The 12,963-nt window shown below is 70.7% G+C and carries 15 protein-coding genes; 12 read left to right on the forward strand and 3 right to left on the reverse strand.

Going from position 1 to position 12,963, the window contains the following annotated elements:
- The 12 genes from WME79_RS25405 (at position 1) to WME79_RS25460 (ending at position 10,495) form a co-directional block, all read left to right on the forward strand.
- Positions 1-534 (forward strand): DUF3341 domain-containing protein, encoded by a 534-nt coding sequence (locus WME79_RS25405; RefSeq protein WP_437519855.1) that lies wholly within the window; start codon positions 1-3, stop codon positions 532-534.
- Positions 531-1,163, forward strand: coding sequence for a c-type cytochrome (locus tag WME79_RS25410; protein WP_437519857.1), 633 nt, complete (start codon positions 531-533; stop codon positions 1,161-1,163). Before WME79_RS25405 ends, WME79_RS25410 begins: the two co-directional genes overlap by 4 nt.
- Positions 1,160-2,347, forward strand: coding sequence for a hypothetical protein (locus WME79_RS25415; RefSeq protein WP_437519859.1), 1,188 nt, complete (start codon positions 1,160-1,162; stop codon positions 2,345-2,347). Before WME79_RS25410 ends, WME79_RS25415 begins: the two co-directional genes overlap by 4 nt.
- Positions 2,344-2,763 carry a hypothetical protein gene (locus tag WME79_RS25420; protein WP_437519861.1) on the forward strand — a complete coding sequence of 140 codons (420 nt, stop codon included), beginning with the start codon at positions 2,344-2,346 and terminating at the stop codon, positions 2,761-2,763. Before WME79_RS25415 ends, WME79_RS25420 begins: the two co-directional genes overlap by 4 nt.
- Positions 2,763-3,599, forward strand: a complete 837-nt coding sequence (locus WME79_RS25425; RefSeq protein WP_437519863.1) for an SCO family protein — start codon at positions 2,763-2,765, stop codon at positions 3,597-3,599. The genes WME79_RS25420 and WME79_RS25425 overlap by 1 nt, the downstream gene beginning before the upstream one ends.
- Entirely contained in the window at positions 3,596-4,687 is a 1,092-nt protein-coding gene (gene coxB, locus WME79_RS25430; protein ID WP_437519865.1) for a cytochrome c oxidase subunit II, read from the forward strand. Before WME79_RS25425 ends, coxB begins: the two co-directional genes overlap by 4 nt.
- On the forward strand, positions 4,684-6,342 hold the full coding sequence (locus WME79_RS25435) for a cytochrome c oxidase subunit I (RefSeq protein WP_437519867.1): 1,659 nt from the start codon (positions 4,684-4,686) through the stop codon (positions 6,340-6,342). Before coxB ends, WME79_RS25435 begins: the two co-directional genes overlap by 4 nt.
- Entirely contained in the window at positions 6,317-6,982 is a 666-nt protein-coding gene (locus WME79_RS25440) for a cytochrome c oxidase subunit 3 family protein (RefSeq protein ID WP_437519869.1), read from the forward strand. The genes WME79_RS25435 and WME79_RS25440 overlap by 26 nt, the downstream gene beginning before the upstream one ends.
- Before the next feature lie 15 nt (positions 6,983-6,997).
- Positions 6,998-7,336 (forward strand): cytochrome C oxidase subunit IV family protein, encoded by a 339-nt coding sequence (locus WME79_RS25445; RefSeq protein ID WP_437519871.1) that lies wholly within the window; start codon positions 6,998-7,000, stop codon positions 7,334-7,336.
- A 335-nt stretch (positions 7,337-7,671) separates the two neighbouring features.
- A complete protein-coding gene (locus tag WME79_RS25450; protein WP_437519873.1) occupies positions 7,672-8,379 on the forward strand; it encodes a hypothetical protein in 708 nt (235 codons plus the stop codon).
- A 220-nt stretch (positions 8,380-8,599) separates the two neighbouring features.
- Positions 8,600-9,637, forward strand: a complete 1,038-nt coding sequence (locus WME79_RS25455) for a hypothetical protein (RefSeq protein WP_437519875.1) — start codon at positions 8,600-8,602, stop codon at positions 9,635-9,637.
- Between the two features lie 69 nt (positions 9,638-9,706).
- On the forward strand, positions 9,707-10,495 hold the full coding sequence (locus tag WME79_RS25460) for a ferritin-like domain-containing protein (protein ID WP_437519877.1): 789 nt from the start codon (positions 9,707-9,709) through the stop codon (positions 10,493-10,495).
- 115 nt (positions 10,496-10,610) lie between these two features.
- Here the strand turns inward: WME79_RS25460 and WME79_RS25465 are convergent, their stop codons facing one another.
- The 3 genes from WME79_RS25465 to WME79_RS25475 form a co-directional block, all read right to left on the reverse strand.
- Positions 10,611-11,618 (reverse strand): Rieske 2Fe-2S domain-containing protein, encoded by a 1,008-nt coding sequence (locus tag WME79_RS25465; protein ID WP_437519879.1) that lies wholly within the window; start codon positions 11,616-11,618, stop codon positions 10,611-10,613.
- 57 nt (positions 11,619-11,675) lie between these two features.
- Positions 11,676-12,299 carry a TetR family transcriptional regulator gene (locus WME79_RS25470; RefSeq protein ID WP_437519881.1) on the reverse strand — a complete coding sequence of 208 codons (624 nt, stop codon included), beginning with the start codon at positions 12,297-12,299 and terminating at the stop codon, positions 11,676-11,678.
- A gap of 135 nt (positions 12,300-12,434) precedes the next feature.
- Entirely contained in the window at positions 12,435-12,950 is a 516-nt protein-coding gene (locus WME79_RS25475; RefSeq protein WP_437519883.1) for a GNAT family N-acetyltransferase, read from the reverse strand.
- Positions 12,951-12,963: the final 13 nt, after the last annotated feature.

Here is a 12,963-nt window from a genome sequence, read left to right on the forward strand (position 1 = left end):
ATGAGGAGAGGTCTGCTCGCCGAGTTCGAGACGCCCGAGGCGATGCTCCGGGCGATCGCGGAGCTCAGGAGCCGCGGATACCGTCGCCTCGACGCGTTCACGCCGTATCCGATCCACGGCCTTGAGCAGGCGCTCGGGTTCCGCCGCTCGCCGCTCAACTGGATGGTCCTGCCCTTCGCGCTCGCGGGCACCGCGGGAGGCTACCTGGTCCAGTGGTATTGCAACGCCTACGCCTACCCGCTCAACGTGGGTGGGCGGCCGGGGCACGCGGCCCCTGCGTTCATCCCGATCACCTTCGAGATGATGGTGCTCTCGGCGGCCCTCTCCGGGTTCGTCATCCTGCTCGTCCTCTCGCGGCTGCCCGAGCTCTGGCACCCGGTGTTCGACGTGCCCGGGTTCGAGCGCGCCTCCATCGATCGGTTCTGGATCGGCATCGACGCCCGCGATCCGGCGCTCCTCAGCCCCATCACCGAGCGCGATCTCACCGATCTCGGCGCCATGACCGTCGCCTGGGCTGGAAAGGAGCGCTCATGACGCGCGGACGGCCTCTCTCGCTCTCCTGCCTGGCCGCGGCGCTCTGCCTCTCGTGCACCCCGGTGACCTCGCCCGACGCCGAGCCCGGCGAGATCGACCTCCTGGATCTCGAGCGCATGCTCCGCCAGCGGCGGTACACGGCCTACCAGGAGACACAGCTCTTCGACGACGGCTCGGCCATGCGCCGCCCGCCCGAGGGCACCGTACCGACCGACCGCGTGCTCGGCGACCCCGGGCTCACCCGCGGGATCGCGGACGGAGCGTACGTGGCGCGCGTCCCGGTCCCGGTGACGATCGAGCTGCTCCGGCGCGGAAAGGAGCGCTACGAGATCTTCTGCGCTGCCTGCCACGGGGTCGCCGGAGATGGCGAGTCGGAGGTCGCGCGCAACATGACGCTGCGGCGCCCGCCGTCGCTCGTCGACCCGCGCGTCCAGGCGTTCCCGCCCGGACGAATCTACCAGGTCATCGTCGAGGGCTACGGGCTCATGCGCTCGTACGCGCCGCACGTCGCGCTCAGGGAGCGCTGGGCGATCGTGGCCTATGTGAAGGCACTCGGGAAGAGCCGCGGCACGGCGCTCGACGCGCTCCCCCCACCCCTCCGCGAGCGCGCCCTGAAGGAGCTCCCGTGAACCGGCGATTTCCCGTCTTCCGAGGCGGCCGCGCGATCGTGACGCGCTCCCTCGGCCTCGCGCTCCTCGGCACCCTGCTCCTCGTCGTCGGGGCGTTCGTGGACAGGGAGCGGCTCTTCTACGCGTACCTCGCGGCCTACGCCTTCGCCGTGACCACGGCGGTCGGGGCGCTCCTCTTTCTCATGATCTGCCACGCCATGGGCGCGACATGGCCTGTGGCCGTCCGCCGCCTCGCGGAGGCGATCGTCGGAGCGCTGCCGCTCCTCTGCGTGCTGTTCGTCCCGCTCCTGTTCGGCCTCGGCGCGCTCTACGGGGAGTGGCTCCACCCCGAGTCGATCGGCGACGAGCACGTTCGAGCCATCGTGCTCCACAAGACGCCTTACCTGAACCTCCCCTTCTTCCTCGTGAGGACGGGGATCTATTTCACGGTGTGGCTCATCTTCGGCGCCCTGCTCCGGCGCGGCTCGATCCAGGGCGACGCGACCCCGGCGCTCGCGGACAGCCACCGCCTCCGCGTGATCAGCGTCGTCGGCCTCCCGCTCGTCGGGCTCACGCTCTCGTTCGCGGCCTTCGACTGGCTCATGTCGCTCGCGCCGACGTGGGTGTCGACGATGTTCCCCGTCTATGTGTTCGCCGGCGGCTTCGTCGCCGCGATAGCGCTGCTGACGGTGCTGGCGTTCGCCGCCGAGCGCGCCGGGCTCCTGCCCGGGCTGAGCGCGTCGCACTACTACGCGCTCGGCCGGCTGCTCCTCGCGTTCACCATCTTCTGGGCCTACGCCGCGTTCTTCCAGTTCATGCTGATATGGATCGCGAACAAGCCCGAAGAGGCGGAGTTCTACGTGCTCCGCGCCCACGGCCCGTGGGCGATCGCGTCCCTCATCCTCGTCGTCGCGCGGTTCGTGATCCCCTTCGCGATCCTGCTCAACTACGGGATCAAGCGGCGCCCAGCCTGGCTGTCGGCCGTCGCCGCCTGGATCTTCGTCGCGCACTACCTCGACATGCACTGGCTCGTCGTGCCCGAGGTCCCGGGCGCTCGCGCGCCGTTCCACTGGCTCGACATCGCGGCGCTCCTCGCCGTGATCGGCCCGTGCGTCGCGTTCGCCGCGCTGCGGGTGCGCGGCAGTCCGCTCGTCCCCGTCAACGACCCGGCGCTGCCGGCCGCGCTCCGCTACGAGAGCATATGACGTCCCACTACCGCCGTCCCGACGTGCGCCAGGAAGAGGATGTCGTCCCCTGGAAGACGATCCTCGCCGTCGCGTTCGCCGTCGTCGTGATCTTCGCCGTCCTGGGCCTCTGGTCCTGGATGCTCCTGCACGGGCGCGAGGCGGAGCTCCGCCCCTCAGGAAAGAGCGCGGAGCTCGGACCAGCGGGAACGAGCGACGCGCGCGCCCGGGAGATCGCCCTGCCGCGCGGCGAGGCGGCCGGCGTGGATCAGCGGATCTTCCGGCGCCAGGCCATGGGCGAGGAGGGCGTCGGCGAGACGCTGAATCACCGGAAGCGCGAGGAGCTCGGCCGCTTCGGCTGGGCCGACCGCGACCGCGGGCTCGTGCAGATCCCGATCGAGGACGCGATGAATCTCATCGTGGAGGAGAGCCGCTGATGAGGATGCAACACCTGTCCACCACGGCGCTCGTCGCGCTCGCGCTCATGCGCGCGCCGCTCGCGGCCGCCGCGGACCCGCCGTCGCTCCCGCCCGCGGCGCGCGAGTCCGACATCGACGAGCGCCTCGGGAACGCCATCGACACGACGCTCCCGTTCACCGACATGGACGGGCGGCGCGCCCCGCTCGCCGAGCACTTCGACGGGAAGAGGCCAGTCGTCCTCGTCCTCGCCTATTACCGCTGCCCGACGCTCTGCGGCCTCGTGCTGCGCGGCCTGGTCGCCGGCATGGCGAAGCTCGATTACCGGCTGGGAGAGCACTACCGCGCGCTCACGGTGAGCTTCGATCCGCGGGACACCCCGGCGTCCGCGGCGCGCAAGAGGACATCCGCGCTGTCGGCCCTGGGCATGGCCGGCGCGCCGACGCCGGAGACCTGGCCCTTCCTGACCGGCGCGCTGCCCGAGATCCGCGCGCTCGCGGGCGATCTCGGCTTCCGGTTCGGGTACGACCCGCAGACCGAGCAATACGCGCACCCCGCCGCCATCTTCGTCCTCACGCCGAACGGCCGCATCTCACGGGTCCTCTATGGCATCGAGTTTCCCCCCCTCGATCTCCGCCTCGCGCTCCTCGAGGCGAGCCGCGGGCAGATCGGCACCCCCCTCGAGCGCGTCCTCATGACGTGTTATCGCTACGACCCCGCGAGCCGCCGCTACGGCCCGTATGTGGCCGGCTTCCTGCGGCTCGGCGGGGCCGCCATCCTGGCGTGGACCGCCGCGGTGATCGCCTTCTTCGGCTGGCAAGGGCGGCGGCGCAGGGGAGAGAGGCGCGCGCGATGAACGAGCTCCTGCGCCAGCTGCTCTTCCTGCCCGAGCAGCGCTCCTCGCTCGCCCGCGAGATCGACGGGCTGCACTACTTCGTCATCCTGGTGACGATGGGCGGCGCCGCCCTCATCACGCTCATCGGCGGGTATTTCCTTATCCGCTATCGCCGCCGGCTGGAGGACACACCTCGGCCGCACCCCGGGGCCTTCGCGCGGCCCGCGCTCTTCCTCGAGACGATATCGCTCTTCGGCCTGGGCTTCGTGTTCCTCACGTTCTGGACCATCGGCACGCGCCAGTTCGTCGACCTGCGCACGCCGCCTGAGGACGCGCTCGACGTCTATGTCACGGCCAAGCAGTGGATGTGGAAGTTCGGCTATCCGGGGGGAGACAGCGAGATCTCGGTGCTCTATGTCCCCGCGCACAGGCCGGTCCGGCTCATCATGACGTCGCGCGACGTCATCCACAGCTTCTACGTGCCCGCGTTCCGCATCAAGCAGGATGTCCTCCCGGGCCGGTACACCACGGCCTGGTTCGAGGCGACCGAGCCGGGCGCCTACCCCATCCTCTGCGCGGAGTTCTGCGGCACGAGCCACTCGGAGATGCGCGGCCAGGTGATCGCGCTCGACCCGTCCGACTACGAGCGCTGGCTCGCGGGCGGGGCGGCGAGCGCCCCGGCGTTCGCGCAGGAGGCCGCCGCCGAGGCGGAGAACGAGCTCGCCGAGGCGGAGCCGACGATGCCGAGCCGCGGCGAGCACGCCGCCGCGAAGCACGGCTGCCTCCGCTGCCACACCCTCGACGGAACACAGCACGTCGGCCCGACCTGGGCCGGGCTCTACCGCTCGGTCGTGCCGCTCGACGGCGGCGGCGAGCGCATCGCCGACGAGGCCTACATCACGGAGTCGATCATGGATCCGCTCGCCGCGGTGCACCGCGGGTTCACGCCGGTCATGCCGTCTTTCCGGGGGCAGATCACGCCGCCCGACGTCGCGGCGATCATCGAGCTCATGAAATCGATCCGCGACGTGCCGCACGGCGCCGTCGTGCCGTGGGACGGCGGGGTCGGCGAGACCGGCGCTGCGGCACCGGAGGGGGTGACGCCATGATGGCCCACGAGATCGAGGGGACCGCGCCACTCCACGGCGCGCACGACGCTGACTATCTCCGAGCCGGCTCCGGGGTGCGCTCGTGGCTGCTCACGACCGATCACAAGCGCATCGGGCTCATGTTCTATGCGCTGATCGTGCCGATGCTCATGCTCGGCGGCGCCTTCGCGCTGGTCCTCCGGACCGAGCTCCTGACCCCCGGGCCCACCGTGATCAGCGCGGCGACCTACAACCGCATGTTCACGCTCCACGGCGTGGTCATGGTGTGGCTCTTCATGATCCCGTCGATCCCGAACATCTTCGGGAATTTCGCCCTCCCGCTCATGATCGGCGCCAAGGATCTCGCCTTCCCGCGCCTCAACCTGGCGAGCCTCTACGTCTATGCGTTCGGCGCCGTCATCACGCTGGCGGCGACGATCGCCGGGGGCGCCGACACCGGCTGGACGTTCTACCCGCCGTACAGCACGACCACGCCCGCGGGCGTCCTGCCGGTCGTGATCGGCATCTTCATCCTCGGCGCCTCGTCGATCATGACGGCGGTGAACTTCATCGCCACGACGCACACGATGCGCGCCCGCGGGATCGGCTGGGGGCGAGTGCCGCTCTTCGTGTGGGCCATCTACAGCACGAGCATCATCATGCTGCTCGCGACGCCCGTCCTCGGATTGACGATCCTGCTCGTCGGGCTGGACCACATCTACCATTTCGGCGTCTTCGACCCGACGCTGGGCGGAGACCCCGTGCTGTTCCAGCACCTGTTCTGGTTCTACTCCCACCCGGCCGTTTACATCATGGTGCTCCCGGCGCTCGGGGTCATCAGCGAGGTGGTCTGCACCTTCGCGCAGCGGCAGCCGGCGTCCTACTGGGCGATCGCCCTCTCGTCGCTCGGCATCGCGTTCATCGGGTTCACGGGGTGGGGGCACCACATGTTCGTGGCCGGGATCAGCGAGCTCGACGCCGGGATCTTCGGCGCGCTCTCGATGTTCGTCGCGATCTTCTCCGCCATCAAGGTGTTCACCTGGGTGGCGACGCTGCACAAGGGGGCCATCCAGTTCAACACCCCGATGCTCTATTTCTTCTGGTTCCTGTTCCTCTTCGTCTTCGGGGGCATGACGGGCGTCGCCGTGGCCACGCAGTCGCTCGACGTCCACTGGCACGACACGTACTTCGTCGTCGCCCACTTCCATTTCATCATGGTGGGCGGCACGCTCACCGCGTTCCTCGCGGCGGCGCACTACTGGTTCCCCAAGATGTTCGGCCGCACCTACTCCGAGTCGATGGGGCTGCTCACGTCGTTCGGGGTGTTCCTTGGGTTCATCCTGACGTTCCTCCCCCAGTTCCTGGCGGGCAACGCCGGGATGCCGCGCCGCTATTACAGCTACCCGGAGCAGTACCAGTGGCTCAACGTGCTCTCGACCGGGGGGGCCTTCCTGCTCACCGGCGCGCTCCTGCTCACGCTGGTGAACCTCCTTATCGCCCTGCGATGGGGGCCGCGCGCGACCGCCAATCCATGGAGGTCCCGGAGCTACGAGTGGATGACGCCACCCATCCCGCCGGAGCACAACTTCCCCGTGACACCGGTCGTCGATCGCGGCCCGTACGATTACCACCTGACCGACGAGGAGGCCCATGCCCGAGTCTCACCCGCCCGCTGAGCCGCTCGCCCCGGCGCGGCTGGCCATGCAGTTCGAGGACCTCGAGAAGCAGACCCACGCCGCGCACTTCGGCATGTGGATCTTCCTCGCCAGCGAGGTCCTGCTCTTCGGCGGGCTCTTCGGCCTGTACGCCGCCTACCGCGCGGTCTTCGGCCCCGAGTTCACCGCTGGCATCGAGCACAACAACGCCGTCATCGGGACGGCCAACACAGGGATCCTCCTGACGAGCAGCCTGCTCGTCGCGCTGAGCGTCTACGCCGTGCGCCTCGACCGGCCGGCGAGGGCCGGCCGCCTCCTGCTCGGCGCGATCGCGCTCGGCGTCGCCTTCCTCGTGCTGAAGGGCGTCGAGTACGCGGCGCACTTCCACGAGGGGATCTTCCCCGGCGCCGGCTACCGCTTCGAGGAGCTCCCGTATGCCGGCGCGAAGATGTTCTTCACGCTCTATTACCTGACGACCGGGCTCCACGCGATCCACGTGACCGCGGGGCTCGTGGTCCTCGGCTGGCTCGCGTGGGGGTGCTTCCGGCGCCGGTACGGCGCGGGCAACGAGACGCACGTCGAGCTCGGCGGGCTCTACTGGCACCTCGTCGACGTGATCTGGATATTCCTCTGGCCGATGCTCTACCTGATGCACCGCTAACGGGACGTTGCGCCCATGACCGTCAAGCACCTCTCCTCGCGGACCTACGTGATCGTCTGGCTCCTTTTGATGGGGCTCACGCTGGCGTCGTACCTCCTCTCGCTGGCCCACCTGGGCCAGGCCGATGTCGTCGCGGCGCTGCTCATCGCCACGGCGAAGACGGTGCTCGTGCTGCTCTTCTTCATGCACCTCATCGAGCAACGCTTCGCGAACGCGCTCCCGATGATCGTGGCGGCGCTCCTGCTCGGCCTCTTGCTCACGCTGATGCTCAGCGACGTGACGAGCCGCGAGGCGATCTCGCGCAGGCCGCTCCCGCCATCCGCGCTGCCCAGGGCCACGGCCGCGCCCCGATGACGGCCGCATCCCGATGATCCGTCCATCGCGCGAGCGCGCCCGCCGGCGCGGTCCGTAGCGGGCCGCCGCCGCGCGGCGACGGGGTCTCGCCGGCGTCGCGATGGGCGCGCGGCGCCGTCGCGCGTCGCGATGACCGCGCGATCGAGCTCGGCGGGGCGACGCGGGAGCTCGGCTGTCGCCGGAGGGCGCGACGCCGATCTCACCGCATCTGGCGCCGCTCACGTGGGCTATCCGCCGCCCTGGTTCGGGCCTACAAACACGTGCTCTCGGTGCCGCGCGACGGCCCTGCGGAAGGGTGTCTGCGCCTCCGGCATTGAACGTTCGTAGGAGCGATCATGAAGACGTGGATTGGGCGGGCCGCTGTCCTGTGCGGCCTCGCCGCGGCCGCGTGCACGCCCGGCCCGGCGGACGCGCCATGGCTCGCGGAGGGGGACGGGTCTCTGGCGCTGGACTGGGCGGCGGCCTCTCCGACGGCGTTCCGCGGCGCCCCCGGGAACGTCGACCCGAGCGCGCCGTGCTCCGCGCGGGTCCTCTTCACGGAGGCCTTCGCGGACAAGGCGACCCGGTGGAGCCTCGCGGCGGGGTGGGAGATCGGGCCTGCGAGGACGTCGAGCGACCAGCGCGCGGGGTTCCCCGATCCGGCGAGCGATCACACCGAGGCCGGCGACAACGGCGTGGCGGGCGTGGTCCTCGGCGGCAGCCCGAGCGTCACCGCGCCGCACCCGCAGCGCTACCTGACGAGCCCCGCCGTCGACGCGCTCGTGAGCGGGCGAGTCACGCTGTCGTTCTGGCGATGGCTGAACACGACCTACCGCAACAAGGCCCGCGTCGAGATCTTCGACGGATCGCGCTGGCGGATCGTCTACGAGTCTCCGCACGACGATGTCACCGAGTCCGGATGGAAGCGCGTCACCTACGATCTGACGCCCTACAAGAGCTCGAACCTGCGGGTGCGGTTCGGCTACAGCGCCGTCATCGCCTTCGGCGGCGCGCCCATGTCGGGCTGGAACATCGACGACGTGCAGATCAGCGCCTGCCGCTGAGCCGGCTCATGGGCCCGCGCGGGAGAACGCCCTCGAGTGCCCACGAACGCAGCGGGAAGACACACCCATAGCGTCATTTTCCTTTCTTGCTGACAAACGTCGCTCCCGGGTCCGCCATGGATCGCCCTGGCACCTCGCTTGCTCGACCCAGCCTTGGAGCGCGCGAGGACGTAACCCTGCGCCAACCTGTGCCAAAGAAAGGACCCATTGAACCATGCCCATGCAGAAGAAGCGAAAGGTGCTGAAGGCGCCGTTCATCATGACCATCGCCGCGGCGGCCTCGTTCACGGGCGCGGTGGTCTTGCCGGGGTGCGATCCCACGGTGACGAGCGGCAGCTGTCCCGAGTCGGCGCCGGCGGTCGGCTCGGCCTGCGAGGGGGACGACCTCTCGTGCGGCTACGGCGATGACGGGTGCGGCAACCCCATCGACTTCACGTGTTCGGGCGGGGTGTGGGAGCAGGAGCCCACAGCGACCTGCAACCCGCCGCCGCCGGAGTGCCCCGTGGAGGTGCCGAAGGCCGGCAGCGCCTGCGCGGAGCCCGGGACGACCTGCAACTACGACGACACCGGTTGCCCTGCAGTGGTGAGCTGCGGTGACGACGGCACGTGGTCCGAGCCGATCTCGCCGGCCTGCAACCCGCCGCCGCCGGAGTGCCCCGTGGAGGTGCCGAAGGCCGGCAGCGCCTGCGCGGAGCCCGGGACGACCTGCAACTACGACGACACCGGTTGCCCTGCAGTGGTGAGCTGCGGTGACGACGGCACGTGGTCCGAGCCGATCTCGCCGGCCTGCAACCCGCCGGCGCCGGTGTGCCCCGAGGTGATGCCGACCGACGGGGATCCCTGCACAGCAGCGAGCGGGACCTGCCCCTACGAGATGATGACCGGCTGCGGCCCGATGCCGACCGAGGCCGTATGCGTCGAGGAGAAGGGCACCTGGCGCTGGCAGGCACACGAGATCTTCTGCAACCCGCCGCCCCCCGAAGTCTGTCTCAACGCCGCCACCGAGGACGCGTGCACCAACCTCGGGCCGACGTGCCGCTGGCTCACGCCAGGCTGCGGCGACGCCTCGAGTACCCCCGTGCTGGCCGAGGCGGGCTGCTTCCCGAGCCAGGGTTGCGAGGTCAACGAGGCGTGCCCGGGCGGGACGCTCTGCCAGGAGGTCGTCATCAACCCCTGTTACAAGCAGGCCTGTGACGCGTGCGGCTCGACCATCAAGGTGTGCGCGCCGCCTGGCGGGCGCCCCAGCACGTCGCCATGAGCGCCTCGGGGGCGGTGAGCGCCCGCCAGCCGTCTTGCCGCCCCCGGACTCCCCGCCTACCGTGATCCCATGACGGACGCCTCCGATGCAGAGCAGGACAGCGACGCTGACGCGGAGGCGCCGCGCGGGCAGCGCGCCCCCCTCCCTCCCGCGAGCGACGCGGTGCGCGCCGAGTGGGGGCGGCGCGTCGAGGCCGAGTACCGCTCGGCGGCGATCACGCAGCACCTCACGCTCTGGCTGATCCAGATGGGCGCGTCGCCGGATCTCATCGACGACGGCCTCCGGATCGTCAAGGACGAGCTCGCGCACGCGCGCCTCAGCCATCGCGTCCACGCCCGCGCGGGCGGCGGCGCCTTGCCGGCGCTCCGCCGCGAGACGCTCGGGCTCAGGAGCAGCGGAGACGAGCCGCTCGAGATGGCCGTCGCCCGGGCGGGCGTGGAGGTGTTCTGCCTGGGAGAGACGGTCGCGGTCCCGCTCTTCAAGGTGCTCCGCGAGGGGTGCACCGTGCCTGTCGCGCGCCGGGCGCTCGACCGCATCCTGCGCGACGAGGTGCGGCACCGCGACTTCGGCTGGACGCTGCTCCGTTACCTGCTCGATCTGCCGTGCGCGCCGGCCGTGCGGCAGCTGGTCGAGCGCGAGCTCCACGCCATGTTCACGCGGCTACGCAGGAGCTACATGCCCCCTGGCGGCGCGAGGCGCGCGGCGATCTCCGACGACGACCGCGCCTGGGGCCTGATGCCGCCCGCTCGGTACGGCGACATCCTCGAGCGCGCCGTGGAGCGGGACTACGTGCCTCGCTTCGGCGAGCACGGCCTCGACGCGGCCGCCGCGTGGCGCGCGGCGACAGCGCCCCCCTGAGCCGGACGCTTCCCATCCGCCGCGCGGCGCCGCAAGACGGCCGCGCCCCCTGAGCCGGCCCCCGCCAGCTCTCGCACACAGCGCCGCGCAGCCTGGAGCCTGCGCGGACGCGACGTCACGCCGTCACGCGGATCACCCGCCGCTCCGGCAGGCTCGCCCGCCGCTGCTCCCATTCGCCGCGCGCCGCCGACTCGAGGATGCGGCGCAGGAGCAGCGCTGGCGCGTCCGACTCGACGTGATGCTCGCGGAGGGCCCCCTGTTCCGCGCAGGCGAGCTCCGCGCTCTCCAGGAGGAGCCGGTCTTGCCGGAGGATCGCCGGCTCTTCCTGGCGAAAGCGCACGCGCGCCCCGAAGGGCAATGCCCTCGCGCTCATCCACTCCAGGCGGCACCGATCGGGCGCGGTCGGGACGAAGTGCAGGACGATCCGGCGCGAGGGCCCTCCCAGCGAGCGCACCTCGACGCGGTCGGGGAGCTTGAACGAGAGCAGCGTCTGCAGCGACCGCTGCCCGGTCGCGCCGCCGTCCTCGCGGACCGGCCCGCGCAGCGTCATCCCGTCGAGCGTCGGCCGCAGCTCGAGGAGCTCCTCGCGCAGGCCGCGGAAGAGCGCTGTGTAGAACTGCCAGTGGGTCCACGGGTGCGCAAACGCTGGATGACACCAGTCGAGGTTGTTCTCCAGGCCTTTGATGGAGGAGCACCCGAGCTCCACCGAGCCCTGATCCCAGCGGTGCGCCGCGAAGCCGTCGATGCCCGGCGCGGGCGGCGGCGCTCCGCCGTGGCCCTCGCCAAGCCAGACCCATACATACCCATCCAGCTCCGCGCACGGGAACGCGGGGACACCGCACCTCTCGGGGATGCGCCTGCCCCCCGCGAGCGACGGGATGTGCACGCACTCGCCGCCGCCGCCATACCTCCAGCCGTGGTATCCGCACGCCAGCTCTCCCCGGGTCACGCGCCCGAGAGACAGCTTGACGCCGCGGTGGCAGCAGCGATCCGCGAGCGCGCGGGGACGGCGGCCGTCTCCGCGAAATACAACGATGTCCCGATCGAGGACCCGGACCGCGCGGGGGGCATCCCCGAGCTGCGAGGACGCACAGGCAACATACCAGTACTCCCTGAGGAACATGACCTCACCTCCAGCAAACATTCATGAATGTATGTAAATCGACCTAAAAAAACGCCCTCAGCGCCGGAGCCCGCGCAGGAACGTCGCGACCATGCGGCGCACGACGGCCCTCGACTCCAGCGCCGTCGGGTCCATGAGGTGCAGCGCGGTCGCTCCGTGCACGAGGCTGACGGCCGCGAGGGCCGCGGCCCTCGGGTCGGTGGCGCGGTCGATCTGGCCGGCCGCGATGCCCTTTCGCACGAGGTCGGCGACCATGTCGACGAGGCGGCGCGCGTTCGCGATCTTCTGCTGGAATCCCGGTTCTAGCTCGGGCGTGAGCTCGGTCTTGAACAGCGTGATCGAGAGGACCGCGCGGTACTCCGGATCTTCCTCGAGGTACTCGAGCGATCGCGTGAGCAGGCGCTCGATCGACTCGAGCGGCGCGTACCGGGGCGAGAGCGCCTCGGCGAAGACCTCGTTCGCCTTGGCGAAGCGCTCGCCGATCAGCGCCGAGTAGAGCTCCACCTTGCCCTTGAAGTGCCAGTAGACCGCGCCCCGCGTCAACGCGGCTTCCGCCGCGACGTCCTGCAGCGTCGCCGCCGAGTATCCCTTGCGGCTGAAGACGCGCAGCGCCGCGTCGAGGATCTGCTCGCGGGTCGCCGCTGCTTCCTCCTTCGTCCGTCGCACCCACTTCGTATACATTCTCGAATGTATGTTAGCAAGCCCGATCGTCACCTGGTCGGCGCCGGGCGCGCGGGGTGGGGCCACCGTTGGGACGGGCCGGGCGATCTGGCGGAGAGGACGCGAGCTCAGGTCGTGAAGACGCCGGACTCGGGCTCAGGTCGTGAAGACGCCGAACTCGGGGCTGTAGATGACCACGCCTTGAGCGCGCTCGAGCGCCCCCTGCGCGAGCTCGATCGCCATGAACGCCTCGTCCGCCGCGTACTCGTTGCCGAGGCCGTACAGGCTGGCCTCCTTGAAACCGAACCGAGCGTAGTACTCAGGCGATCCGAGGACGACGGCGAACGCGAAGCCGGCGTCCCTGCACGCCGCGATCCCCCGTCGCGCCAGCGCAGAGCCGATGCCGCGGCCCGAAAGCCCAGGCGAGACCGCGAGCGGCGCGAGGCCGAGGCCTTTGCCGCGGACGCCGTCGCCGGCGATCGTCACGGGGCTGAACAGGACGTGTCCTACGATGCCGGTGTCCGCCTCCGCGACCAGCGAGACGGCCGCGCGCCCCGCGTCCCGCAGCCTGTCCACGAGATCCGCCTCGAGCGCGGAGGGAAACGCCGCGAGGTGAACGGCGCGGATCCCCGCTTCATCCCCCGCGCGCTCGGGCCTGACGTCCATCATCATCGACGCACCCCGC

The organism is Sorangium sp. So ce726, from assembly GCF_051521405.1.
GTDB lineage: Bacteria > Myxococcota_A > Polyangia > Polyangiales > Polyangiaceae > Sorangium.